This is a genomic window from Frankia sp. CcI156, from assembly GCF_001983015.1.
Classification (GTDB): Bacteria; Actinomycetota; Actinomycetes; order Frankiales; family Frankiaceae; genus Frankia; species Frankia casuarinae.
In genome coordinates this window covers 21487-47843 of record NZ_MOMD01000023.1, presented here as the reverse complement: position 1 = coordinate 47843, position 26357 = coordinate 21487, and the positions used below count along the sequence as shown (strand labels likewise).

The window sequence follows — 26357 nt, the reverse complement described above, 5'->3', positions numbered from 1 at the left end:
CGAGCGGTGACTCGGGACCGGATCACGTCGGGACGGTCACCGCACCCCGCCGATCGTGGTCATCCGACCATCGACCGACCCCGTCCGACCATCGACCGACCCCGGTCACGGCCGATCGGCCCCTGAACGGACAAACACCCCGCGGCACAGACTCAGCCCCGCGGCACAGACTCAGCCCCGCGGCACAGACTCAGCCCCGCGGCACAGACTCAGACCGAGGCGGATACCGGATGCCGGGGAGGCGGTCCAGCGGCAAGCCGGGCGGTGTAGCGACCGGCCGCCACGCCGACCTCCAACGGAATCCCGAAGCAGGAGGACAGCGCCTGCGCGGTGAGGACCTGCGCGACCGGACCGGCCRCAAGCGCCTGGCCGCCGCGCACCAGCAACGCGTGGGTCACCCCGACCGGGATCTCCTCCACGTGGTGGCTGACGAGGACGAGGACAGGAGCGATGGGGTCGGCCGCGAAGCGGGTGAGCCGCCGCATCAACGCCTCCCGCGCACCCAGATCGAGCCCGGAGGCGGGCTCGTCGAGCAGGAGGAGTTCCGGGTCGGTCATGAGGGCCCGGGCAATGAGCACGCGCTTGCGCTCTCCYTCGGAGAGGGTTCCGAACCGACGGTCGACCAGTCCACGGCACCCGAACTGGGTCAGCAGGCCGGCCGCGCGGGTGAGATCGACCTCGTCGTACTCCTCGTCGGCGCGGCCCAGCACGGACCAGCCGGCGGTCACCACCGCGTCGAGTACCCGCTCGTCGGCGGGTGGCGTCTCCACCAGCGCCGGGCTGACGACACCCACCCGGTATCGTAGATCGAGAAGGTTGACCTTGCCGAGACGGGCGCCGAGCAGGTCGACCGTGCCCCTGGTGGGAAACAGCCGGCCCGAGGCCACCTGCAGCAGGGTCGTCTTCCCGGCGCCGTTGGGACCGAGGACCACCCAGCGCTGGCCAGGGAACACCGCCCACGACACGTTCCTGAGCAGGTATGACCCATCTCGCACGACATTGACATTGTCGAGGCGCAGCACCGCGTCCGGCATGCAGCTCACGTTACGCGACACCAGACTTCCTGATGCCGCCGGGACGGCCGGTCCACCCGTATCAGGCCGTCTCGTGCCGTAGCCGGCAGGTCAGCCCGTCACCCGGGCAGCCCCGCCCCGGCCGTCCKGACGGATTCACCCGCCGGACTGAGGTAAATCGGACAGATATAACAGACCACGCAATTGACCCTCTGGCCATGGCGTCAGTCCGGTTCGGGCGGGGTCGTCCCGGTCAGGTCGATCTCGGCCCACACGGCCTTCCCGTCGGGGACCGGACGGACGCCATGCCGAACGGCGAGCTGGGAGACCAGGCCGAGCCCGCGGCCGGCCTCATCCTCGGCCGCGGCGTGGCGCCGCCGCAGCACCCGGCCGCCACCGTCGGCGACCTCGACGACGGCCCGGTCGCCCAGCAGCCGCAGCCGCACCGACAGTGGTGGGCGACCGTGCCGCACCGCGTTGCTCGCCAGCTCCGACAGCACCAGAACGATGGTGTCGACGACTTCCGAGGCCAGCGGCGCGTTCTCCAGCGCGAGCCTGGCCTGAGCCCGCACGGCGCGCAGGCTCGCCGCACCGTCGAAGGTGACGTCCAGGAGGGCCGCCGCGGCCGTCGGTTCAACGGGCAACCGGGCGAACAGAAGCGCGACGTCATCGGCCGCCACCTCGTCGGCCGCCCCGTCGGCCGCCCCGGAACCCACTGGGCCGGGGGCGACGGCGGGACCGAGACCGGCACACGCCGTGGTGACCAGGTCGTCCAGATTCGCGGTGAACCTGTCGCTGGCGCGGGCGAGCGCGGCCGCGAGCTGCGAGACCCCGGCGTCGAGGTCGCGCGCACGTCCCCGGACGAGCCCGTCGGTGAACAGGGCGATCAGATATCCCCGTCCCAGTCGCACCGTGTACTCGGTCACGTCCGACCGGGCCACCCCGAGTGGAGATCCCACCGCCATGTAGAGCCTGGAGACCAACCCGTCCGGCGMGACGACCAGGGGCGGCGGGTGCCCGGCACTCGCCAGCGTCAGCACCCCACTGTCGATCTCAACGACCGCGTAGATGCAGGTGGCGATCTCCTCCCCGGGCAGGTCCGCGACGATGCCGTCCAGCAGCGTCAGCACCTCGGCCGGGGGAAGATCGAGACGGGCGCAGGTGCGGGCCGCCGCGCGCAGCTGCCCCATCACCGCGGTCGCCCGGATCCCTCGGCCCATCACGTTGCCGATCATCAGGGCGACTCGCCCGGCTCCCAGGTCAATCACGTCGAACCAGTCGCTACCGGCGTCGTCATCGACCCCGCCGGGCAGGTAACGGGTGGCCACCTCGAGCCCGGACGGGACGGCGGGTGGAGAACCGCGCAACGCCTCGCGCAGTGCCAGCGCATTGCTGCGCTCGGCGGCCCCCCGATCGATCCGGTCCAGGACGACCCCCACCCGGGCGGCGAGTTCGGTCAGCAAGAGCAGATCCGCTTCGGTGAACGGAGGTCGATCCGCAACGGCGGTCACACTCAGTACGGCGACGACGTGGCCGACCCGTACCACGGGTACGACAGCCATCGTGTGGGCCCCCACCTGGCGGATCCACCGCTCGGCGTCGGCCGGCGGATCCCACTCGCCCGCTGTCAGTGCGACGATCAGCCGTTCGCCCCGGCGGGCGGCCCGGGCGAACGGACTCGCCGGCGACGTCGCCGCGCCGGCCCCCGAGGCGAACGGAGGCACCGTGCCAAGCCCGTCACGGGCCAGGACGACGAGTGGACGCAGCTCGGGCACCGGCTCTGCCGCCCGGTCCCCCGCCGTCTCCTCGGCCCCGGCCTTATCCCCGGCCGCGTCCCCGGCCTTATCCCCGGCCGCGTCCCCGGCCCGGACGGACACCGCGGCAGCGCTCCAGGACGCCGGGACGGGAGCGGGTGTGCCAGTGACGAGCTGGACAACACACAGGTCGGCGACCTCCGAGACGATCAACTCGGCCAGGGAGCGCAGGGCGACGGGAGGCTCCACGGCCGCGGYCACGATCCCGGTAGCTCGCCCCAGCAGCTGAAGGCGTCGATCGGCGAGTGCCAGGGCGGCCTGCGCCTCGCGCGTCGCAGCCAGGGTCCGATGACCGCGCGCGGCGTCGGCGGCGAGCTGTTCGTAGCCGGTGGCCCGTTCCAGGGCCTGCGCGCAGGCGTCGGCGATCGCGATGAGGGACGCCTGATCAGCGGCGGTGAACTCCCGCGCCTGGCGGAACCCGAAGGTCACCACGCCGAAGGGGGCGCCGCCCCCGACGGCCAGCGGCAGCATCGCCCAGGCATGCTCACCCGCCGCGGCGGCGACGTCGGCGACCTCCGGCACCGGCCAGCGGGCGAGCAGCTCGTCGCGGTCGACGAGAAACAGCGCACGACCGCCCCGCATGACCTCCGCCACCGGATGTACCGCCCCCAGCGCCACCTCCGACCAGCGGGCGAGGCCGTCGGCGGGACCCGGCGGGGCGTGGAAGAGCAGCCGGTCGTGCGCCTCGTCCACGAGCGCGACGCCCCGGCCGGCGGCCCCGGCCATCCGCCCCCCGACGTCGAGGACGGTGGCGACGACGTCGTCCACGGTCAGGGTCCGGGCGAGCGCCACGGCCAACGTCGCGGTCTGTTCGGCCCGTTCCGTCGCGATCCGGGCCCGCTGGTCGGCCGTGGCCCGGTCGGCCTCGGCGGCGCGTACCTCGGTGAGGTCGCGGATCACCCCGAGCCACTCGCTGGGCCGGCTGTTCGGCCGGCCGGCCGCCGGCATGGGAACGATGCGGGCCTCGACCACCCGCATGGCGGTGCGGTCGCCTCCGCCACCGGAGATCCGGAACTCGGCCTCGAAGGTCTCACCGTGCTCGATCGCCCCGTGCCAGGCGCGCCCGACCCGCTCCCGGTCGTCGGGGTGGACCACGCCGAGCCAGCCGAACCCGGCCAGCTCCGCCGGATGCCGCCCGGTGAAGGCCCGCAGGCGGGGCAGATCGGCATCGAGTGCCCCGTCGCCTTCGGCGTGGAACACGTCCACCGCGGCGGCGTCCACGAGGCCGAGGTAACGTGCGTCGGCCCGCGCCCGCTCCCCCTCGACCGCCCGCGTCCCGCTGGCGTCGATCGCGACGAACGCCACGCCCACCAGCCCGACCTGAGGGTCGTTCACCGGATACCAGCTGGCGAGCCACGTCTGCGGCGGCCCGGAACCATCGGTGGCGACCATGACCTCCAAGTCCACCACCGGCTCGCCGGTGCGCAGTACCCGTGCCAGCAGAGCGTCGAGTTCCTGGCCGGTGTCGCCGAGGAGCTCGGAGACGGTACGGCCGAGGTGCTCGTGGACCGGCCGGCGGTCGAACCGGGCAAGTGTGYCGTTGACCCGCAGGAACCGCCCGGCCCGGTCGAGCAGGGCGAGACCGACCGGGGCCCACGCGAACAGCGCGTCCAGCATCACGAACGTGGCCGCGGGGTCGGTTCCCGGGGCGTGTCCGGGCAGGGGGAAAGCGGACCGGACACGCCCCGGCAGCCCCGCCGGATCGGACCGGCGCATCCCTGGCGCCTCCGGCGCGCGGCGCGGCTCGGTGCCGTCGATGACGTCCCGCGTGACCGGCTCGGCGGTCACGGCCGAAGCGGCCGGCCGGGCGACCATGGGCCAGCCCTCGGGTAGTCCGGGTAGCTCGGGGTCGGCTCCCCGGTCTTGACCGGGGCCGGTCTCCGGGCCGGGAGCGTGCTTCGGGCCGGGGACCTGGTTCGGGCCGGGATGCGCGCGTGGGGCGGGGTTGGTGTGTGGGGCGGGGTTGGTGTGTGGGCCAGCCGACGGTCCCCCTTGGGATCGGGTGACCGGATTCGGTCCCGGGGAGACATCCCCCTGGCCGGACGGAACAACGCCCGATGACGGGGAGGCGGATCCCGGGGGGCTCACGGAGAAGCGCGCACCCGCGGGCCCCGCGGCCACCGACCCCAGATCCACCGACCCCAGATCCACCGACCCCAGATCCACCGACCCGAGGTCCCCCGGCAGCGCCTCCGACAGCCCAACGTTCGCCGGCCGGTACATCGGCACGAGAGACGCCTGCCCAGGCATCCCCTCTACGGGGGTACCAGGCGTCCCGGCAACTCCCGCAGAATCAGGGGAGAGCATCGGGAATGCGCCGGAAGCGGGCCGGACAGGCGGCTGCGCGGAGTGCGGCGACGTCATGGGAGACGATTGTGGACGGCGTGCGCATGTTGTGCTGAACCACCCCGGATAGTCGCCCCGTCCGGAGTCGGGTGGTTCGGTGTCCAGAACCGCCGAGGTCCGACGTCCGCGCGGGGCGCCGACGGTCCAGCAACGATCTCCACGGACAGCACGGTCACCCGCCCGGTCGACACGATCACTGGATCCAACGTGAGATGAACCACCTCCGGCACGTCGTCGGCGAGCCGGGCGATCTTGAGGAGCAGGTCCTCCAGCGCGGCGATGTCGACCGGCGTCGAGCCGAGKTATCCCAGCAGCAGCGGCGCCGCCCGCACCGAGCGCACGAGGCGCGCCGCGTCAACGTCGGTGAGGGGAAGGATGTGATGTGCGCGGTCCTCCAGCAGCTCGGTCGCGGGGCCCGAGAGGCCGAACGAGACCAGGGGACCGTACCGGGGATGCTCCTCGGAACCGACAACCACCGACACGCCGACCGGGGCCATCCGCTGGACGACAATCGGCACCTCCGCCCCGAGCTGGGAGCGCAGCGACGCCCATGCCGCCCGCACGGCTGCCGCGTCGGGCAGGTCGAGACGCTGACCGCGCAGGTCCGGACGATGCCGGTAGGGCCGCGACCGCGCCTTGAGCGCCACCGGATAGCCGCGCTGGCCCGCCGCCTCGACGGCCCGGCGCGGGGACGTCACCAGGACGGCCGGCTCCACCGTGACGCCGTAGCAGTCCAGCAGGGCGGCAGCCCGATCCTCCGGAAGGCGACCGGTGAGTCCGGCGACGAGCGAACGCGCCTCGTCTGCTCGCACCGTCGTCGTCGGCACGGTGCCGATCGGGCGCGCCCACCACTGGGCGTAGCCCACCACCCGGCGCAGCGCGGCGACGGCAGCCTCCGGCGACGAATAGGCCGGGATGCCAGCGAGCTCGCCGGGCATCTCGACCCCCTGCACGGCGGCGAGAACCGGGATCTCGATGGTCGCGGCAGCCGCGACGGCGTCCACCGCGATCGGCCCGGCCGGGGAGGGYGGCAGCCGGACCAGCGTGGCGATCAGCGCATCCGCCCGGTCCGCGGCGGAGGTCAACGCCCGGGTGAGGTCCCCGGGGGAGCTGCCAACCGGGAGGAGCACCTCCTCGACTCTGAGCCCGGCCGCGTCGGCGGCGCGGGCCGTCAGCCGGACCAGGGCCCGGGAGTCGCCGACGACGGCGACCCGACCGCCCGCGGGCAGCGGCTGCGTGGTGAGCAGCAGCGCGACGTCGAACGCCTGGGAGACCTGGTCGACGCCGATCACCCCGGCCTGCCGCAGAAGCGCGTCGTCAAGGGTCGAACGGCCGGAGTACACGACGATCACTGGTTTACGCCGACCCACCCGCCGGGCCAGCCGGGCGAACTTGCGGGGGTTACCGAAGGTCTCCAGATGCATGATCACCGCGTCGGTCTCGGGGTCCTCCTCCCAGTACTGGAGCAGGTCGTTGCCGCTCACGTCGGCCCGGTCCCCGGCGGAGACGAAGACCGACAGACCGACCCCGCGCGCGGCCGCCGCCGCCAGGATGGCCCCGCCGAACGGACCCGACTGGGAGTAGCAGCCGATGCGGCCGGCCGGGGGCATCCGGGGCACCATCGAGGCGTTCAACCCCGCCGCCGGATTCTGGATGCCCATGCTCGCCGGGCCGACCACCCGCATGCCATCCGCCCGGGCCTCAGCCACCAGGGCCGCGTCTGCGGCGGCGTCGCGCTGGTCGGTGAGGACGACCAGCCCCCAGACTCCCGCCCGCCCGCAGGCGGCGACGACGTCGGGCACCTGCGCGGGCGGCACGCACACCACGGCCAGGTCGACCGGACGCGGCACGTCCTCGATGCCGGCGTAGGCCTGGATCGACGCCACCGCGCCGCCGGCCGCGGCCGCCGCCGGGTTCACCGGGTAGACGGGGCCGTCGAAACCGCCGGCGAGCAGGTGACGCAGGACCGCGTTGCCCACGGACGCGGCAGACCGCCCCGCACCGATGACGGCGATCGCGCGCGGATGCAGCAGCCGACCGATCGAGGCGGCCTCGGCATGGTGCTCCCGGGCCCGCATCACCCCGACCGACTTCTGGGTGGGGGTGATCTCGAAGGACAGCCGGACCGCGCCCGAGTCCCAGGTCCTCGAGACCGTGTAACCGGCATCGAGGAAGACCCGGATCATCTGCTGGTTCTCCCCGAGCACGTCGGCGTCGAAGCGGCGGATCCCACGGTCCCAGGCCGCGGCGGCAAGATGCTCCAGCAGCACCGAACCCAGCCCTCGTCCCTGCTGGGCGTCCTCCACCAGGAAGGCGACCTCCGCCTCGGTCGGCCGTGCGGCGGTGCTCTCCCAGTGGGAGACCGCGACCAGGTCGTCGCCGATCATCGCGACGATGGCGCCGCGCAGCCGCTGGTCCACGGTCGTCATCCGGTGGATGTCGGCGTCGCTCAGGGCACGGCGCACGGCGAAGAACCGGAAGTAGATCGACTGGGTCGACAGCCGGGTCCAGAAGGTCCGCAACAGCGGGCCGTCCGTCGGCAGGATCGGGCGGATGTGGGCGGTGCCGCCGTCACTGARGATGACGTCGGCCTCCCACTCGGCCGGATAGACGACCGGAGGCTCGGTGCTCACGCGGCGCTCACCCGGTTCTCACGCAGTGCTCAGCTCTCACGCRGGGCTCAGCGGTCGACGGTGGGGTCGAGGCCGTGCAACGGCAGCACCTGACGCCGGGTCGCCGCCACCGTCCGGTCCAACGGATCGTCGGGGTCTCCCTCTCCCGCGTCCCAGGGACGATACCGGACACTCACCCCGTCCCCGAGCGTCCGGGGCATGGCGGCGGCTCCGACGGACTTCTGCCCGGTCGCCGCCCGCACCCGTCCCGGCGCCGCGGAGCGCCAGTCCTCCGGCAGGGCGCGGCCGGCATCCAGGGGCACGTGGCCGGCGATCGCCAGCAGCTGCGTCCAGGCCCGCGGCACGACCGTGTCCAGCGCGTACCCGCCACCGCCGCAGGCCAGCCAGCGTCCGTCGCAGACCTCGTGGGCCAGCGCGTGCAGCAGGTCGTAGGAGGCCCGTTGGCCGTCCACCGACAGCGCCAGATCGGCCAGCGGGTCGAAGGCGTGCGTGTCGCAGCCGTGCTGGGTCACCAGCACCTGCGGCCGGAAGGACCGCAGGAGCACCGGCACCACCCCGGAGAAGGCGCGCAGCCAGCCGGCATCGCCGGTGGCGGGGGGCAACGCCACGTTCACCGCGGTGCCCTCCGCGGCGGGAGCACCCACCTCGGTCGGGAATCCGGTGCCCGGGAAGAGGGTACTCCCCGTCTGGTGTAGGGAGATGGTGAGCACCCGCGGATCGTCGTAGAACGCCGTCTGCACGCCGTCGCCGTGATGCACGTCCACGTCGACGTACGCCACTCTGGCGGCTCCGGCGGAGAGCAACCAGGCGATCGCGATCGCCGGGTCGTTGTAGATGCAGAATCCGCTCGCCATTCCCGGCATCGCGTGATGCAGCCCGCCGGCGATCGACACGGCGTGCCGCGGCGGCCCGCTCCACACCGCCCGTGCCGCCTCGATCGTGCCACCGGTGATGAGTGYGGCGGCCTCGTGCATCCGTTCGAAGATGGGGTTGTCGGCCGTGCCCAGGCCGAACAGGGCCGCGAACCTGGCCTGCGCCGGGTCGGGCGCGGCGCGGACCGCGCTCAGGTAGACCGGATCGTGGATCAGGCCGATGAGGTCGTCGGAGGCGAGGGTCGGCCTGGAGATCCGGATGCCCGGCGCGTCGAGAACACCGAGACTCATGGCGAGGTCCATGGTGAGCTCGAGCCGCACGGGATGCAGCGGATGCGTCGGCCCGAAGTCGTAGCCGGCCATGACCGGATCCCAGGCCACGACCRTCGGCTCGACCTGCGGCTCGACCTGCGGCTCGACCTGYGGACGGCCGTCGGTCCGCCGCTCGGAATCGCCCGGGACACCCATCTGTCGACCGTAGCCCGATCACGCTCCCAGAGATAGCGGTGGTGTCGATGACGAGGATCCGGGGCCATCGGTGAGGCACGTAGATCTGCCCGGAATGGCCTAGGGTCAGTGCCCGTGGYAGCAGACCGAGTGACACCGGACCATGCGGCGATGGAAGACGGGCGGCAGCCGGCCGGCCGTGATGGTGGGTCGGTGGCTGCCGGCACGCCACTGTGGGAACCGCCTCCCCGTCGGATCAGCCAGGCCGCGGTGACCAACTACCGCGCCTGGCTCGCCGCCGAGCGGGGGGTTGAGCTCGCCGACGACACGCGCCTGTGGGAGTGGTCTGTCACCGACCTGGACACGTTCTGGGAGTCGATCTGGGATTTCTGCGCGGTCGAGGGGGACCGCGGCACCGGTCCGGCGCTCGCCGACGCGGCGATGCCCGGCGCGGTCTGGTTTCCCGGTGCCCGGGTGAACTACGCGGAGAACGCGCTCACCCGGCGCGGGCCGGCCCCGGCCGTCATCGCCGTGCGCGAGGACGGTGCCACGGCCGTGGTGTCCTGGGACGAGCTGCGCCGGCAGGTGGCGAAGGCGGCGGCGGGACTGCGGAGCCTGGGTGTCGCCGAGGGTGACCGGGTCTGCGCCGTGCTGCCGAACACCGTCTACGCGATGGTGGGGATGCTGGCCACCGCCAGCATCGGCGCGGTGTGGTCGTCGTGCTCGCCGGAGCTCGGCCCGACGGCCCTGCGCGCGCGGTTCGGCCAGATCGACCCGAAGGTCCTGATCGGCGTTGACGGCTACAGCTACGGCGGGAAGAGCTACGACGCCCTCGACACCCTCGCCGCGCTCGCGGGCGACCTGCCGGGACTCGGGGCAAGCGTGATCGTGCCGTACCTGTGGCCGGACGCGCTCTCCCGGGCCCGGGCCGCGGGGCTGCCGGGGCTGCTCACCTGGGACGAGCTGATGGCTTCGGAGACCTCCGAGCCCGAGTTCACCCGGGTCGCCTTCGACGCGCCGCTGTGGATCCTCTACTCGTCCGGCACGACCGGCCCCCCCAAGGCGATCGTGCACGGCCACGGCGGTATCCTGCTGGAGCATCTGAAGTCGCTGGCGTTGCACCTCGATCTCGGTCCGGACGACCGGTTCTGCTGGTTCACCACGACCGGCTGGATGATGTGGAACTATCTGGTCTCCGGTCTGCTCGTCGGCGCGACCGTCGTGCTCTACGACGGAGCGCCCGGCTATCCGGCGCTCGGCACCCTGTTCGGTCTGGCGGAGGCCCYGGAGCTCACGTGCCTGGGCACGTCCGTGGGCTACCTGCAGGCCTGCGAGGACGCCGGGCTGGTCCCGCGCGAGTTCGCCGATCTGTCCAGGCTGCGCACCGTCGGATCGACCGGATCGCCACTGTCCGCAGCCGGCTATGCCTGGGTGTACGAAGCGGTGAGCCCGACCGTGATGCTGTCGTCGATCAGCGGTGGCACCGACGTCTGCACGGCGCTGGTGGCGGGCCTGCCGACGATGCCGGTGCGGGCCGGGGAGATCGGATCACGCGCGCTGGGCTGCGCGGTGCGCGTCTTCGACGAGGCCGGCGAGGAGGTCGTCGACGAGGTCGGTGAGCTTGTCGTGACCGCGCCGATGCCGTCCATGCCGCTGTGCTTCTGGGCTGACCCGGACGGCGGCCGGCTGCGGGAGAGCTACTTCTCCGTCTACCCCGGCGTCTGGCGCCACGGGGACTGGGCGAGGATCACACCTACCGGTGCCGTCGTCATCCAGGGACGTTCGGACGCGACGTTGAACCGCGGCGGCRTCCGGATCGGTACCAGCGAGCTCTACAGCGTGGYCGAGCGGGTCCCCGGGATCGCCGACAGCCTCGCGGTCGACACCGCGGACGAGCGCGGGCACGGCGAGCTGCTCCTTTTCGTCGTCCTCACCGAGCCCGGCCTGACCGAGGCGGTGGCCGCTCGGCTGCGCGAGGTTCTGCGCGCCGAACTCAGCCCACGCCACGTTCCCGACCGGATCATCGAGATCACCGAGGTCCCTCGGACCCACACCGGCAAGAAGCTCGAGGTACCGGTGAAGCGCCTGCTCGCCGGGACCGCCCTGGACGAGGCCGTGAGCCTCGACTCGGTCGCCAACCCCGATGCCCTGCTGCCCTTCGCCGCCGCCTCGGCCCGGTCGCGGCGGTCGGCGTCGGAGCCGATGACGGGAAGCGCACTGGAACCCGGCTCCGGATCCGACGGAGAAGCCGAACCCGGAGCTTGATACAGCAAAGTCGGATCTTCACCCGGCAAAAACGAAGATCCGACTTTCATCGATCCCGCGATCATGACGTGACCGCCATGATCGCGGTACTCCTGTCTTCCACCCGTGCCGCACCGTGCACCCGTACCGCACCGTGCACCCGTGGACGTGCCCCCGCGGACTCGACCGCAGGTGCGCTCGCCCGATCGATCAGTCGAGGAACTCGCGCAGCCGACCGGCGACGGCGGGCTTGCGCAACTCCCGAAGCGTGTCCCGCTCGATCTGACGGATGCGCTCACGGGTCAGGCCGAGCCGGTTGCCCACCTCGGCGAGGGTGTGCTGCTTGCCGTCGGCGAGACCGAAGCGCAGCCGCATCACCTCGCGCTCCCGCGGGCTCAGGCCACCGAGGACKTTCTCGATCTCGTCCTGCATGGCGCCGTAGGAGGCGGCGTCCGCCGGGGAGGTCGCGTCGGAGTCCTCGATGAAGTCACCGAGCACGGAGTCACCATCGTCACCGACCGAGGTCTCCAGGCTGACGGTGTCCTGCGCATACCGGCGCAGCTCCACCACCTGCTCGATCGGCATGTCCAGCTCGAGGGCGAGCTCCTCGTCGGTCGGCTCACGGCCGAGCGTGGAGACAAGCTGGCGCTGCAACCGGGTGATCTTGTTAATCTGCTCGACCACGTGGACCGGGATGCGGATCGTCCGCGCCTGATCGGCGAGCGCCCGGCCGATGGCCTGGCGGATCCACCAGGTCGCATAGGTCGAGAACTTGTAGCCCTTGGCGTAGTCGAACTTCTCCACCGCGCGGATAAGACCGAGGTTGCCCTCCTGGACCAGATCCAGCAGGGTCATCCCGCGACCGCTGTACTTCTTGGCGACGGAGACCACCAGCCGCAGGTTCGCCGAGACGAGCTGCTGCTTGGCGGCATGGCCGTCCTTGACCAGCAGACCGAGATCACGACGAAGGTCGGCGGGCAGGTCGGGGACGCTCTCGAGCTTGTACTCAGCGAACAGGCCCGCCTCGACCCGCTTGGAGAGTTCGACCTCCTGGGCGGCGTTGAGCAGCGRCACCTTGCCGATCTCGCGCAGGTACATGCGCACGAGGTCGGCGGTACCCGCGTGTTCGGCGGTGGACCGGCTGGCGGCGGTGGCGTCGTCGCTCGCTTCCTCCTCGTCGAGGAGTTCGATGCCAACGGCGTTGAGGCGCGCGATGAGAGCGGGCAACAGTTCAATACCGATGTCCGCGGACTCGAGCACATCACGCAACTCGGAGCGGCTGATCTCGCCGGCCTCGCGACCACGGGCGATGACCTCGGCCACCGCGCTCACATCGAGCTCGTCGGTATCGTCGGGAACAGCGGCCAGCGAACGGCTGGGAGCGGTGCGGACAGGAGGAGCGGCCCGACGAGCACGCCGCGGGCTACGCGGGCGGTTGTCGTCGGTGCGCTCGGCAAGTTCCAGAGCAGGCAGCGTCATCAGTGGCAAATCCGATGGTCGGTGCGGGTGGGTCGTCTCGTTCTGTGCACGTGGGAGGTAACGAACGAAGACGCGGAACCATTCCCCGTGCAGGCACACCCGGACATCAGCGATCGCCGGGCCTACCAAGCAGTGTAGACCCTAGCCCTYGAGACGCTGCACTCGCTGCCGCGAAGACTACCTGGCAGATTCCACCCTGTGGCGCGAACCGCGAACTCTCCTGAGCTTCTCTGGTGGCCGAGCAGCCTGCGGATCAGGCCAACGGCAACTTTAAGTAACAGATCCACTACTCACCGTAGAAGTTTTTTGCGTTCCACCATCCGTGCCATATTTTCTGACGATCACCAGTCGGTGCTAACCCGTAACGGTAGTCGGCAAGCCGACACCCGCGACCCGGCCCGGACCCGGGCTCTCCACCGGGACGGAAGGACCGGCGGGCCGACGCGGGCGCCGCCGCCGACGCCACCCCGACGCCACCCCGACGCCGAGGCGCTCGAGAACGGCGATTCCGTTAGGCGGGCCACACCCGACGGACCCTGCCTCTGTGCACAGCGTGTAACCGCTACTCTCACACGATGTCCGTCCCCAGCCTTCCCGCAGACCTGGCGGCACTACGGGAAACCGCGATCGACGTGCTACGAGACAACGACCTCGGCGACATCACCCGGCCCTCCCCGACGCTCTACCCGCACCAGTGGCTCTGGGACAGCTGCTTCATCGCGATCGGACTGCGCCGTCTCGACCCGGGACGGGCCGCCAAGGAGGTCCTCTCGCTGCTGCGAGGCCAGTGGCCGAACGRCATGATCCCCCACGTGATCTTCGCGGAGACCTCGGACTTCTACCACGCCGGTCCGCAGCGCTGGCGCTGCGACCAGGTGACCACGACCGCCGGCGGAGTGCAGAGCACGGGGGTCACCCAGCCGCCGATGATMGCCGAAGCCGCCGTCCGGATCGCAGCCATGATGACGCCATCCGCCCGCGACGCCTTCTACCGCGCGTTGTTCCCCGGCCTGCTGCGCTTCCACACGTGGCTCTACCTCGAACGCGACCCCGACGACGACGGTCTCGTCACCCTGGTCCACTCCTGGGAGTCGGGGATGGACAACACGCCGGCCTGGATGGAGATCACCAGGCCGGCGGCTCCGCTGGGAGTGCGGGCACTGCGCCGGATCAACGGCGGCGACGCCCTGGACGCGCTGCGGCGCGATTCCAAGGAGGTTCCCCCCGACGAGCGGCTCACCTCGGGAGACCTGTTCACGCTCTACCGGATCGTGCGTGAGCTGCGGCGGGCGCACTACAACTTCCGCGAGATCCGTCGGAGCATCGTCCCCCTCGTCCAGGACGTCGCCTTCAACGCGATCCTCATCCGGGCCAACGAGCACCTCACCGCCATCGCCGCCGAGATCGGCCAGACCATCCCCGCCTGGCTGTGGCGGTCCATGCACAGGACGCGCGAGGCGATCGAGMGGCTCCACGCCGACGGCACCTACTACAGCCGCGACTTCCGGACGGGAACGCTGCTGCGCCACGAGACGATCTCGGGGTTCCTGCCGCTCTATGCCGGGGTCGTGYCCGAGGACCGGGTCGACGAGATGGTCAAGACGCTCACCTCACCGCGCTACTGGTCCCGGTTCGGCATCGCGAGCGTGCCGCTCGACGACCCGGGCTTCCTTCCCCGGTGTTACTGGCAGGGTCCCGTCTGGGTCAACATGAACTGGCTGATTGCCGACGGGCTGGAGCGTTACGGTCGGCTCGACGCCGCGGAGAACCTGCGCCAGAACACGATCGACATGATCGCATCGTCCGGGGCGATGTTCGAGTACTACTCACCCCTCGACGGTTCCGGCGCGGGCAGCAACCGGTTCTCCTGGACCGCGGCGCTCCTGGTCGACCTCCTCGCCGCCGAGCACTGAGCCACACCGCCGAGCACTGTCTCGGAGCAGGGACCCGATGCGGAGCAGGCACCCGATGCGGACCGCGTGCCCGATGCGCATCGGGCACCCGGTCGGACCGGCCGCCGCGACGCCTAGCTGCAGCCGCTGGTCGAACCGCACTGCTCACAGACGTAGCAGCTACCAGCTGGCCGCATGGTCACCCCGCAGGTGAAGCAGAGCGGAGCATCGACCACGGTCTGCGCGACGAGCGACTCGCCGGGCGGTGCCAGCCGCAACTCCCGTGCCACGTACGCCGGGCCGTTCCCTACCGCCGGACCGGGCGGGACGCCCGGGTCACCCCGATCGGCGACGGAAGCCGAGGATCCGGTCACCGCGGCCCCCTGGGATCCGGCCGGGCCGTCGATCCCGGCGGGCTGCGCCGATCGCGCGGCCTCCACCGCCGGCGCTGGACCGTACTGACCCGCGACCCGACGGGCCCGGTCGGCCGCGGTCGAGATGCCGAGTTCGGCCCGCTGATCGGCGTCGAGATAGTCGAGCGCGAGGCGACGGAACAGATAATCCATGATTGACTGGGCGATCCGCACGTCCGGGTCGTCGGTCATCCCAGCCGGCTCGAACCGCATGTTGATGAACTTGCTGACGTACGCCTCCAGCGGCACGCCGTACTGCAGGCCGATCGAGATGGCGATCGCGAACGCGTCCATCACGCCCGCCAGGGTGGACCCCTGCTTCGACATCTTGATGAAGACCTCACCGAGACCGTCGTCCGGGTAGGAACCGGCGGTCAGATAACCCTCGGCCCCGCCGACGGAGAAGGACACCGTCCGCGACGGGCGGGTCTTCGGCAGCCGGCGGCGCACCGGTCGGTACTCGACCTCCACCGGGGCGGGTCCGACGGAGCCGGCGGTCCCGACCGCGTCTCCCGTGCCGACCCCGACTCCCGTGCCGACCGCGTCTCCCGTGCCGGCCCCGACTCCCGTGCCGGTCCGGGTGGCGGCCAGCTCGGCGGCCTGCTTCGCCCCCTTGACGTCGGTCAGCGGCTGGCCGACCTTGCAGTTGTCCCGGTAGATGGCGAGGGCCTTCAGGCCCAGCCGCCACCCCTCCAGGTAGATCTGCTCGACCTCGGCGACCGTGGCGGTCGACGGCATGTTCACCGTCTTCGAGATCGCGCCGGAGAGGAACGGCTGTACCGCGGCCATCATGCGGACATGGCCCATCGGGGAGATCGCGCGCTCCCCGATGGCGCAGTCGAACACCTCGTAGTGCTCCGGACGCAGGCCGGGAGCGTCGATGACGTGCCCGTACTCGGCGATGTACTCGACGATCGCCTCGATGGTCTCCTCGGGKTAGCCGAGYGCCTGCAGGGCCGCCGGGACCGTCTGGTTCACGATCCTCATGCTGGCGCCGCCGACCAGCTTCTTCATCTTCACCAGGGCGAGGTCCGGCTCGATGCCGGTGGTGTCGCAGTCCATCGCCAGACCGATCGTGCCCGTCGGGGCGAGCAGGCTGGCCTGCGCGTTGCGCCATCCGTGCTTCTCGCCGACGGTCTGCGCCCGGGCCCATTCCCGGGACGCGACGGCGAGGATCCGGGAGTCCTCGGCGTGCACGCTGCGCACCGCGTCGTTCGCGGCGGCATGCTTGCGCATCACCCGCCGGTGCGCGTCCGCGTTGCGGGCGAAGCCGTCGTAGGCGCCGACGATCCCGGCGAGTTCGGCGGAGCGCCGGTAGGCGGTGGCCGTCATCAGCGAGGTGATCGATGCGGCCAGCGCCCGGCCGCCGTCCGAGTCGTAGGCCCGGGCGCTGGCCATCAGCAGGGCACCGAGGTTGGCGTAGYCGATGCCGAGCTGCCGGTAGGCCCGGCTGACCCTGGTGATCTCCGGCGTCGGGAAGTCGGCGAAGCAGATCGAGATGTCCATCGCGGCAATGATCAACTCGACCGCCGCGACGAACGCCTCGGCGTCGAAGCTGCGGTCCGGGCGCAGGAACTTCAGCAGGTTCAGCGAGGCCAGGTTGCAGCTGGAGTTGTCCAGGTGCACGTACTCGCTGCACGGGTTGGAGGCGCTGATCCGGCCGCTCTCGGGGCAGGTGTGCCAGTCGTTGATCGTTCCGTCGTACTGGATGCCGGGATCGGCGCAGGCCCACGCGGCCTCGGCGATCGTGTGGAACAGCCCGCGGGCGTCCACCGTCTCCAGGACACGGCCGTCGAGGCGGGCCCGCAGGTCGAAGCCGCCGCCGTCGACGACCGCCCGCATGAACTCGTCGGTCACCCGGACGGAGTTGTTGGCGTTCTGGTATTGCACGGAGGCGATGTCGCGCCCGCCGAGGTCCATGTCGAAGCCGGCGTCCCGCAACGCCCGGATCTTGTCTTCTTCCCGGGCCTTCGTCTCCACGAACTCGACGATGTCGGGATGATCGACGTCGAGCACGACCATCTTCGCCGCCCGCCGGGTCGCGCCACCGGACTTGATCGTACCCGCCGAGGCGTCGGCGCCGCGCATGAAGCTCACCGGCCCGGAGGCGGTGCCCCCGGAGGACAGCAGCTCCTTCGAGGACCGGATGCGGGACAGGTTGAGCCCGGCCCCGGAACCCCCCTTGAAGATCAGCCCCTCTTCCCGGTACCAGTTCAGGATCGACTCCATGGTGTCGTCCACGGAGAGGATGAAGCAGTTGTGCACACGGAGGCCGGCGGAGAGGTACTCGCCGCTGTCGGTCTGGATGTCGTAGACCGGCATCGGCCCGCGCGGCTCAATGCGCTCGATCTGCAACCGCTTCACCGGCTTCGCGGCCTGGCCGGGCTGATCGAACGACACCTCCAGCTTCGCGGSCTTCACCGGATCGAGGAAGCCGATCTCGTCCGCGAACGTCCGCCGGTCACCGGCGTTCTGAATGCCCAGGCTCCAGAGGTCGTGGCGGTCGGGTCGCGGATCCGCCTCGCGGCGTACCCGCGCGAAGATGCCGAACCGGGCGAGCAAACCCTGCACCCCGCGAATGAGGCCCTCGCTGATCATGTCCAGCCCGATCAGCGTCGAGCGCTCCCGGCGGGACACGTAGCCATCGGCCTGGAACAGGCTGCGCAGATAAGCCGCGACAACGGGTAGCGGAGCATCATACAGCCGGGTCGGCACAGTCATCGCCTCGATGGTCAGCGAGGCGTTCGTACCGGCGTACCGACCAACAAAACCGTCCGCCTGCAGCCGGCCCGCGAGCGCCGCCTCGGCGATCTCCCGTGAAGTGATCTCACCCTCGCCCGGGGCGATGGTGCGATGCCACTCGAGGGTGTCCCCGGCCCGCAGCGCGCCGGCGGGGACGAAGGCCCCGGCACCCGCGGAGGTGCTCCGCCACACCAGATGATCGGCGGTGACGTCGAGCGCGTGACCGGCCCTCGTCCAGATCCGCAGGACGTCCTTGACGCCGTTGGACTTGGTCGCGATCACCTGGGTCAGACCGTGCGCGTCGAAGACCTTCATCCCCACCGCGTCCGTCTCCACCAAGGCGCCGATGGGAACCAGACCGGATGGCGTGCTGACGAGGGCGTCATAGGGCTGGCACGCCGAGACCTGCTGCGGCGCGGGGGTTCCCACGTTGAACCAGACCGGCGAGTTGAAGCTGAAGACCTGGTGGAGCAGCATCCAGGTCAGTTCGTGCTCGAAGATCTCGGCGTCGGTGTCCGAGGCGAAGTAGCCGTGCTCGCGGCCGGCCGCGCCGTAGGCGTGCACGACCCGATCGATCAACTGCCGCAGCGACCACTCCCGCCCCGGCGTGCCGGGCGCCCCACGGAAGTACTTGCTGGTAACGATGTTGGAGGCGTTCACCGACCAGAACTGCGGGAATTCCACTCCCCGCTGCTCKAAGTTGACCGAGCCGTCCMGCCAGTTGGTCATGACGACGTCCCGGGACTCCCAGGTGACCTCGTCGTACGGGTGGACGCCGGCGGTGGTACGTGACCGCTGGATCTTCAACCCACTCGCTTTCGCCGCTGACCTGCTCGGCTTCGTGCCGCGGCTGTCGGTCATGACGCTCCTCGTCTTCACTCGTCAGCTTCAACCTTCAACAATGTGTTGTGGGCATCCCCGCCCCAGGCCGCAGCCAGTGGACGTCGGGACGGTGCGGGGCCGGACCTCGACGCACGGCGGTGCCCGCGGGGACGAGCACGCGCACGRCAAACACACGCACGGCGAACGGCACCAGCCAGGTCGAGCCGGGCCGCATGCGTGCCGTCCGGGAGGTCCGCGGTCCTCGCACGGCCGCGACGCGGGATGTCACCCGTCGCCGGCGGGACCGGGCCGGCACGGCGAGCCAGGGCGATGTATGACGCTTTCGGTCGAGCGGTCCCGGCCCTACCTGCTATGCACCTGCTGGGTGCCGATCACCGGCGAGACATCGACGGCGCCACGCGGGACCGGTCGTGCTGGTCCATCCCGCGTGGTGGGAGGTCCGGCGGCCTCGGAGCGCAACGCGGCGATCGCGGACTCGAAGTCAGTCAACGACTCGAAGGCCAGGTACACCGAGGCGAAGCGGAGATAAGCCACCTCGTCGAGCTCACGGAGCGGACCGAGGATCGCCCGGCCGATCGCCTCCGCGGGCACCTCCGCCGACCCCGACGAGCGGACGGCGTCCTCTACCCGCTGCGCCAGAAGCGCGAGATCATCATCCCGCACCGGCCGGCCCTGGCAGGCCTTGCGGACACCGGCGATGACCTTGGCCCGGCTGAACGGCTCGGCCGCCCCACTGCGCTTGCGAACCTGAAGGGACGCCTCCTCCATCGTAGTGAACCGGCGACCGCAGGACAGGCAGGACCGCCTGCGGCGGATCGCCGAACCCTCCTCGGCCTCCCGACTGTCAACGACGCGACTGTCCGGATGCCGGCAGAACGGGCACCGCACGCGCTACGCCTCCTTCGCCCGCGCCGGAGCCGACCGCCCCGGACCGGGGATGAGGGACACCGTTGAGGACCCGGCATCCACGCCGGACAGACCACCTTGTGGATGGACCGCCAGCTCCCCGCGGAAGACCTGTGGAACAACCTGTGGATGACTTACACCCCGGTAAGCACCAGATGTTGTGTCCAAGGTAGCGCACGGCCCCAGAGATGAGGACAGCACCCCCGTATGGTCCGTGTGGTCCGCATCGCACGTGGCACCGCACGTGGACGAAAGACGACGGTGCGCGAGAACCCTGCGCCGAGACACTCGTGGACCCGGGAAGCCGGGCGTCAGGGAAGGAGTAACGACTGGCCCGGGGCGATCAGTGGTGACCGCAGGTGGTTCAGCCGCATCAGCCGGTCCACCATGACCCGGGTGTCGGCGCTCTCGTCGAGCGCCACTGCCACCTCCCACAGCGTCTCCCCCGGCATGACCAGATGGTGCCGCGGCGCCTCCGCGGTATCCGGCCCGGCAATCGACACCCCAGGCATGATCATGATTGCTACCGCCACGACGACCGCCACGACGATCGATACCACCACCACCCGACCCCGCCGGGTCAGCCGGAGCGGCGGGGGTGCGGGCGGGCGACCCGGCGGCCGATGACCCACCCGGTCCCTGGCCATCGACAGGTCGACGACCCGCGCCCTGTGTGCGGATCCCACGGCACCCTCCCGTTCCGACGACACCGAACACCGAAGATCGAACCTTCGTTCGATCGAACGCGTGGTCGATTGTCGCATCGGGAACCGGAAACCGCCAGGGACACGCTCGAACAGACGTTTGAGATTCTGCGACCCGCCGGTTACCGTCGAGTCGGTCGGGTGTGAACCGGGCGGTTTCCCCCGGTCACGGACGGCGGCGAGTCGGTGGGTGACCGCTTCCGGAGCGGGACGGTCCGCCGTGCGGTCGCCGGCCGGCCGGTGGCCGCACGGCGGAAGAAAAACGCGACGAGGAGAGCGGTAAGCGATGACTAGCCAAGGCAGGGGTACGCGCCGGGGCGGAACCCGCGGCAACGTGCGAGCCTTTCCCGAAGGCCCCACGGACGCGGGCCTGACCCCCCGGCAGCGCAGGGTGCTGGAGGTCATCCGGGCCGCGGTGGAGCGGCGCGGATATCCGCCCAGCGTGCGGGAGATCGGTGAGGCGGTCGGCCTCACCAGCACCAGTAGTGTGGCTCACCAGCTCAAGGTGCTCGAGGAGAAGGGCTACCTGCGGCGGGACCCGAACCGCCCGAGAGCGATGGAGGTGCTGACCGTCGAGCACCCCCGGCAACGCGCGGATGTGGGCGCGGGCGCGACGACGGTGGCGGGCACGATTCCCATCGTCGGTGAGGCGGCGCCGGGCACCACCGAAGGAAGCAAGTCGGACGCGGCCTACGTGCCGGTGCTGGGCCGGATCGCCGCCGGTGGCCCGATCCTGGCCGAGCAGGCGGTCGAGGACGTCTTCCCGCTACCCAGGGAGATCGTCGGCGAGGGCACTCTGTTCCTGCTCCGGGTCGTCGGCGACTCGATGATCAACGCGGCGATCTGCGACGGTGACTGGGTGGTCGTCCGCCAGCAGCCGGTCGCGGACAACGGGGAGATCGTCGCCGCAATGATCGACGGGGAGGCGACGGTCAAGCGTCTGCGGGTTCGGGACGGCAAGATCTGGCTACATCCGGAGAACTCGGCCTTCGCCGACATCCCCGGTGAGGATGCGACCATCCTCGGCCGGATCGTGGCTGTGCTCCGCAGGGTTTGATGTGGATCGGCCGGCCGCCCGGCGGGCGGCCGGCCGGGTTGCCTCGCGTCTGATCGCTCCTGGGCTCAGGCCCGGTAGGCGTGCAGCTCCGCCGCGAGTCCCGAGGAAACCCGGGCGGACAGCCGGGTACCGGTCTCGGTGTGCTCCATCGTGAGCACCTCGCCGTTCGCGTGCACCCGGGAGACCAAGTCGCCCCGGGTGTAGGGCACGAGCACGCGCATCTCCACGTCGGGATGCGGCACCCGGGCACAGAGCGCGTCGACCAGCGCGGCCAGCCCCTCGCCCGTGCGTGCCGAGACGAACACGGCGTCCGGGGCGAGCTGGCGCAACCCCGCGACGACCGTCGGCTCCACGGCGTCCACCTTGTTGACGACGATCAGCTCGGGAACGCCGCCCGCGTCGATGTCGTTGAGAACCTCGCGCACGGCGGAGATCTGCGCGGCCGGCTCCGGCGATGATCCGTCCACAACGTGCAGGATGAGATCGGCATCGGCGACCTCTTCCAGCGTCGAGCGGAACGCCTCGACGATCTGATGCGGCAGATGCCGGACGAATCCGACGGTGTCGGTCAGGGTGAAGGCCCGGCCGTCCGGCAGGGTCGCCCGCCGCACGGTCGGATCAAGGGTGGCGAACAGCGCGTCCTCGACCAGGACAMCCGCGCCGGTCAGCCGGTTGAGCAGCGACGACTTACCGGCGTTGGTGTAACCGGCGATCGCCACGCTGGGGACCTCACCCCGCCGCCGGGCGGAACGCTTGGTCTCCCGCACGGTCGTCATCGCGGCGAGCTCGCGGCGCAACCGCGCCATCCTGGCCCGCAGCCGCCGACGATCGGTCTCGATCTTCGTCTCACCGGGACCACGGGTACCGATGGGCGCCCGGCCGCCGCCACTGGCCGCGGCCCGCGACATCGACTCACCCCACCCACGCAGCCGGGGCAGCATGTACTGCAACTGCGCGAGCTCGACCTGGGCCTTGCCCTCGCGAGAGGTCGCGTGCTGGGCGAAGATGTCCAGGATGAGGGCCGTCCGGTCGATGACCTTTACTTTGACGACCTCCTCCAGCTGCCGCAGCTGACCCGGGGTGAGCTCGCCATCGCAGACCACCGTGTCCGCGCCGGTCGCCGCGACGACCTCGGCGAGCTCGCGGGCCTTGCCCGAACCGACGTAAGTCGCGGCATCCGGCCGGTCGCGACGCTGCACGAGCGCGTCGAGCACCACCGAACCGGCGGTCGTGGCGAGCGCCGCGAGCTCCGCCATGGAGCTCTCGGCCGACCGCGGGGAACCCGACGTCCATACGCCGATGAGGACGACACGCTCCAGCCGCAGCTGCCGGTACTCGACCTCGGTGACGTCGTCGAGCTCGGTGGCGAGACCGGGAACCCGCCGCAACGCGGCGCGATCCTCCAGGTCGAAACCGTCCCCAGAATCGTCGAAGAAGTTCGGCAGGTAAGACGAATCGGCTTCGGTCAGCTTGATGAGGGATCTGTCGAGAGTGGACGCATCGAAGGCGTCAGCAGGAAGTGTCATACCATCCGTTCTCAACGCGGCCCGCTACCGCACCATTCCGCGATCATTCCGTGCCGCTTGCTCCGGCCGGGCCCCACGACCCGGTGGCCCGAGGAGGATCCGCCGGACCGGAAGACCCTGCCGCACTCGTGGCGCGCCTCCCCCTCGTTTCCCGGCGAATCCCGTCGCCAACCAGGGTCCCACGTCACCACGTCGATCGCGAACCGTTTTGCCGCCCCGCCGACGTAGCCTCTGCGACGTGTACCACGAGTACCACGAAAGACGGGCCCACCGCCTCGCCGCGACGATCTGGGACAGCTCGGGCCGCCCGACTCCCCCTGGACACCCCCCGGACACCACGCGGACGACGGCGGACCGGCATCCGGACCGCACCGGACCCTCGGACCGCACCGAGCGCACCGAGCGCACMGAGCRCACAGGTGTGGTGGGCAGTCGGCGAGTGTTGCCGGACGGATGCATGGACATCATCTGGAGTTCCGACGCCAATCTGATCGTCGCGGGGCCGGACACGGCGGCGAAGCTGGTGCGCTGGGCACCAGGCGTGCGGCACGTCGGGCTCCGCTTCGACTCGGGCTCTGGACCATCCCACCTCGGAGTGGCCGCGGACGAACTGCGCGACCAACGCGTCCCGCTCGCCGACCTGTGGGGCGACGGACCGGCGCAGCGACTCGCCGAGCGGCTCGCCATGGCCGCTGATCCCCTGGTCGCATTCGAGTCGTCGATCGCCGCCCGGCCCGTTCACCCGGCGCTCGTGGACCGGTTGGTTCCCGCCGTTCTGGCGGGTGCCCGCGCCCGGGCGCCTGTGGACGACCTCGCGCGCACAGTCGGGCTGAGCGAACGCCAGCTGCTGCGTCGCTGCCGGCGTGTCTTCGGATATGGCCCGAAGACGCTCGCCAGGATCCTCCGGATGCAGGACGCCCTGCACGCGGCGCGGGCCGGCATCCCGTTCGCGGTCGTGGCGGCCGAGGCCGGCTACGCCGACCAGGCGCACCTCGCCCGGGAGGTACGCGCGCTCGCCGGAGTTCCGCCGACTCACCTCATCCGAAATGTCAACGTTCAGGACGAGCTGGACGTCTCGGTGTCGGATGTCGCGGATGTCGCGGCCGCTACGGGCAGTGGGGCGTAGAGGTCGACGTGGTTGCCGTCTGGATCGAGCACGACCGCGTACCGCTGGCCCCAGAAGGCGTCCCAGGGCGGAAGGTGGCCGGCGTGACCGGCGCCGACGAGGTCGGCGTAGACCTCGTCGACCTCGTCCGGCGTGTCGCAGGCGAAGGCCAGCCCGACCCGCGGCGAGCCGGTACCCGCCGACCAGCGCGGATCAAAGGATCGGATGGTCGCCTCGCTGTCGAACGCGAGGCGCGGACCGCCGGGCAGCTGCACCTCGACGTGCGGCTGGGCGTCGGCCCCGGCGGGCAGGTCGAGGCCGAGCCGGCGGTAGAACGCCAGGGACCGGGCCATATCAGCGACGATCACACCGGTCAGGGTGAACGATGGTGGCATGAGGGCRCCGTAGGGCAGGCAGGCGGGCCGGGTCTTGCAGGAAACGGACACCTCACCCGACCGGGTCGTGGGCCTCCGCACGGCGYAGCACGCCGTCGAAGACCAGCTCGGCGGGCCCTCGCAACAGCACGGTCTCCGGCTGCCAGATCACGACCAGGCCGCCGCCGGGCACATCCACCTCGACCTCGACCGGCGCACCCGCCGGCCGGGCACCTCGCCGGGCCGCCCAGGCCACCGCGACCGCGCAGGCACCGGTGCCGCAGGACGCGGTCTCCCCGACCCCACGTTCGAACACCCGCATCGCCACCCCAGCCGGCCGGTCGACGACGATCTCCACATTCACCCCGTCCGGGAAGTCAACCGGGGAGAAGGACGGTGGTCGGGTCAGGTCGAGCCGACGCAGCCCGGCGACGTCCAGGTCGCCGGCGAAGCAGACCGCGTGCGGATTACCCATCGAGACCGCGGTCGCGGTGAAGTCACGATCGGCGACGGTGACCGGGGCCCCGGGTCCGTCGATGATCCGCGGCGGTCCCATGTCGACCGTGACGTCACCGTCCACCGCGGCCTCGACGAGCCGCAACCCGGCGCGGGTCGCGACGTGGAACCGTCCGGGCTGGGCGTATCCGGCGTCGACGAGGTAGCGGGCGAACACCCGGGCGCCGTTACCGCACATCTCGGCAACCGAACCGTCAGCATTGCGGTAGTCCATGAACCAGCGCGCCCGGCCGGCCAGACCGGCCGCCTCGGGAACCGCGGCGCAGAGCACCACCCGCAGCACCCCGTCGCCCCCGATGCCGGTCCGTCGGTCGCACAGCGCGCGCACCAGGTCCGCGGTGAGGTCGAGGTCCCCGTCGGGATCCGGCAGCAGGACGAAGTCGTTGCCCGTCCCGTGGCCCTTGACGAATCGCAGTTCCAGCTCGTCCCGCACGTCGCCGATCGTACGGGGGATGCCGCTCGGCACCTGACGACCGGGCTCCCGCGGCGGCGTCAGCCGGCTGCGGCCCGCGCCCACTCCCGCATCCGGTCGTCGGAATGCGACGGCTTGTACCAGCGGTCGGGCCGGCCTCGCCCGAGAGCGATCATCCGAGCGTCCTCCACCGGCACCGGCGGACAGAACACCGGTCCGATGGCGCGATCGCAGTCGAGATCCACCACCCGGGACGCCAGGCGCGCGGTGTCGACATCGTCGGCGACGACGGGCAGGCCGCGTTGGTGGGCAAGCCGGACGATGGCCGCGAGCACGGCCTCACCCTCGAGGTCCTTCATCGTCGCCCGCAGGAACAGACCGTCGATCTTGACGAGGTTCAACGGCAGCTGGTCGAGCACGGCCAACGAGCCCAGCCACGTGCCGAAGGACCCGACGGCGATCGCCACCCCGAGGGCACGCAGCCGGGTCAGCAACCGGGGCACCATCGGCGCGGCGAGTCCGAGGGTCTGCTCGCTGAACTCAAGGCCGATCGCCCCGGCCGGYAGCACCCGGCCCGAGACGAGCCGGTCGACCTCGGCCGCGAAGGCGAGGCTGGCAAGCTGGCGGCCATCGATGTTCACCCACAACCGGGGCGGGCGGATCGGCGTCCCGACCGCCATCCGATGCCAGGTGCGCGCCTCGGTCACGGCCATCCGCAGCACCCACTGGTCCACCTGATGGACGAGGCCCGCGGCCGCGGCGATCGGCATGAAATCCGCCGGACCCAGCACCCCGCGTTCCGGGTGCAGCCACCGCGGATGGGCCTCCATCCCCGGCACCGACCCGTTGCGCAGGTCGACCTCCGGTTGGAAGTGCAGCCGCAGAGAACCATCGTCGAAGGCGGCATAGAGCGCGGGGACGAGAGTCAGGTCGGGTGGGGTACCAGCATCGTCGGGTGGGGTACCAGCATCAGAGGTGGGCGCGGTCACATCGATCTCTCCAGACGCCGTGCGGGACCG

At 71.2% G+C, this 26357-nt stretch carries 16 protein-coding genes; 4 read left to right on the top strand and 12 right to left on the bottom strand.

Translation table 11 applies throughout. The features are described from left to right. Positions 1-209: 209 nt before the first annotated feature. The 4 genes from CcI156_RS10785 to CcI156_RS10770 all read right to left on the bottom strand — a co-directional run bounded on the left by CcI156_RS10785 (position 210) and on the right by CcI156_RS10770 (position 9146). Entirely contained in the window at positions 210-1034 is an 825-nt protein-coding gene (locus CcI156_RS10785; protein ID WP_076805501.1) for an ABC transporter ATP-binding protein, read from the bottom strand. Positions 1035-1237: 203 nt separating this feature from the next. Continuing rightward, complete coding sequence (locus CcI156_RS10780; RefSeq protein ID WP_254847368.1) at positions 1238-4642, bottom strand: SpoIIE family protein phosphatase; 3405 nt, start codon at positions 4640-4642, stop codon at positions 1238-1240. Positions 4643-5187: 545 nt separating this feature from the next. Then, entirely contained in the window at positions 5188-7806 is a 2619-nt protein-coding gene (locus CcI156_RS10775; RefSeq protein WP_076805499.1) for a bifunctional GNAT family N-acetyltransferase/acetate--CoA ligase family protein, read from the bottom strand. Positions 7807-7853: 47 nt separating this feature from the next. Next, a complete protein-coding gene (locus CcI156_RS10770) occupies positions 7854-9146 on the bottom strand; it encodes an acetoin utilization protein AcuC (RefSeq protein ID WP_076805498.1) in 1293 nt (430 codons plus the stop codon). 150 nt (positions 9147-9296) lie between these two features. Between CcI156_RS10770 and CcI156_RS10765 the strand changes: the two genes are divergently transcribed. Further along, positions 9297-11390: an acetoacetate--CoA ligase gene (locus tag CcI156_RS10765; protein ID WP_076805539.1), complete on the top strand. Its 2094-nt coding sequence runs from the start codon at positions 9297-9299 to the stop codon at positions 11388-11390. 189 nt (positions 11391-11579) lie between these two features. Here the strand turns inward: CcI156_RS10765 and CcI156_RS10760 are convergent, their stop codons facing one another. After that, positions 11580-12848, bottom strand: coding sequence for an RNA polymerase sigma factor (locus CcI156_RS10760; RefSeq protein ID WP_076805497.1), 1269 nt, complete (start codon positions 12846-12848; stop codon positions 11580-11582). 575 nt (positions 12849-13423) lie between these two features. Between CcI156_RS10760 and CcI156_RS10755 the strand changes: the two genes are divergently transcribed. Then, the gene (locus CcI156_RS10755; RefSeq protein ID WP_076805496.1) at positions 13424-14761 is read left to right on the top strand and encodes a trehalase family glycosidase; all 1338 of its coding nucleotides are present in this window, start codon (positions 13424-13426) and stop codon (positions 14759-14761) included. A 113-nt stretch (positions 14762-14874) separates the two neighbouring features. Here CcI156_RS10755 and CcI156_RS10750 read toward each other — a convergent pair whose 3' ends face one another. The 3 genes from CcI156_RS10750 to CcI156_RS10740 all read right to left on the bottom strand — a co-directional run bounded on the left by CcI156_RS10750 (position 14875) and on the right by CcI156_RS10740 (position 20330). Beyond that, positions 14875-18756 (bottom strand): vitamin B12-dependent ribonucleotide reductase, encoded by a 3882-nt coding sequence (locus tag CcI156_RS10750; protein ID WP_076805495.1) that lies wholly within the window; start codon positions 18754-18756, stop codon positions 14875-14877. A gap of 324 nt (positions 18757-19080) precedes the next feature. Next, a complete protein-coding gene (nrdR, locus tag CcI156_RS10745; protein WP_011437886.1) occupies positions 19081-19626 on the bottom strand; it encodes a transcriptional regulator NrdR in 546 nt (181 codons plus the stop codon). A gap of 329 nt (positions 19627-19955) precedes the next feature. Further along, positions 19956-20330 (bottom strand): LysM peptidoglycan-binding domain-containing protein, encoded by a 375-nt coding sequence (locus CcI156_RS10740; RefSeq protein WP_011437887.1) that lies wholly within the window; start codon positions 20328-20330, stop codon positions 19956-19958. A 304-nt stretch (positions 20331-20634) separates the two neighbouring features. Between CcI156_RS10740 and lexA the strand changes: the two genes are divergently transcribed. Then, entirely contained in the window at positions 20635-21405 is a 771-nt protein-coding gene (gene lexA, locus CcI156_RS10735) for a transcriptional repressor LexA (protein ID WP_011437888.1), read from the top strand. 65 nt (positions 21406-21470) lie between these two features. Here lexA and hflX read toward each other — a convergent pair whose 3' ends face one another. Then, positions 21471-22931 (bottom strand): GTPase HflX, encoded by a 1461-nt coding sequence (gene hflX / locus CcI156_RS10730; RefSeq protein ID WP_076805494.1) that lies wholly within the window; start codon positions 22929-22931, stop codon positions 21471-21473. 457 nt (positions 22932-23388) lie between these two features. Here hflX and CcI156_RS10725 point away from each other — a divergent pair, with 457 nt between their 5' ends. Next, a complete protein-coding gene (locus tag CcI156_RS10725) occupies positions 23389-24057 on the top strand; it encodes a helix-turn-helix domain-containing protein (RefSeq protein WP_023840372.1) in 669 nt (222 codons plus the stop codon). Here CcI156_RS10725 and CcI156_RS10720 read toward each other — a convergent pair. From CcI156_RS10720 to CcI156_RS10710, 3 genes are read right to left on the bottom strand one after another with little or no spacing between them, the layout of a single operon-like run. After that, a complete protein-coding gene (locus CcI156_RS10720) occupies positions 23988-24431 on the bottom strand; it encodes a VOC family protein (protein WP_049761117.1) in 444 nt (147 codons plus the stop codon). The genes CcI156_RS10725 and CcI156_RS10720 overlap by 70 nt on opposite strands. A 52-nt stretch (positions 24432-24483) precedes the next feature. Next, entirely contained in the window at positions 24484-25359 is an 876-nt protein-coding gene (dapF, locus tag CcI156_RS10715) for a diaminopimelate epimerase (protein WP_035941213.1), read from the bottom strand. A 59-nt stretch (positions 25360-25418) separates the two neighbouring features. Continuing rightward, on the bottom strand, positions 25419-26327 hold the full coding sequence (locus CcI156_RS10710) for an EAL domain-containing protein (RefSeq protein WP_011437893.1): 909 nt from the start codon (positions 26325-26327) through the stop codon (positions 25419-25421). Positions 26328-26357 lie beyond the last annotated feature (30 nt).

Coding starts and splice junctions, on each gene's coding strand:
- lexA (WP_011437888.1), top strand. CDS start 20,635: ATGACTAGCCAAGGCAGGGGTACGCGCCGGGGCGGAACCCGCGGCAAC.
- CcI156_RS10725 (WP_023840372.1), top strand. CDS start 23,389: ATGGACATCATCTGGAGTTCCGACGCCAATCTGATCGTCGCGGGGCCG.
- CcI156_RS10720 (WP_049761117.1), bottom strand. CDS start 24,431: ATGCCACCATCGTTCACCCTGACCGGTGTGATCGTCGCTGATATGGCC.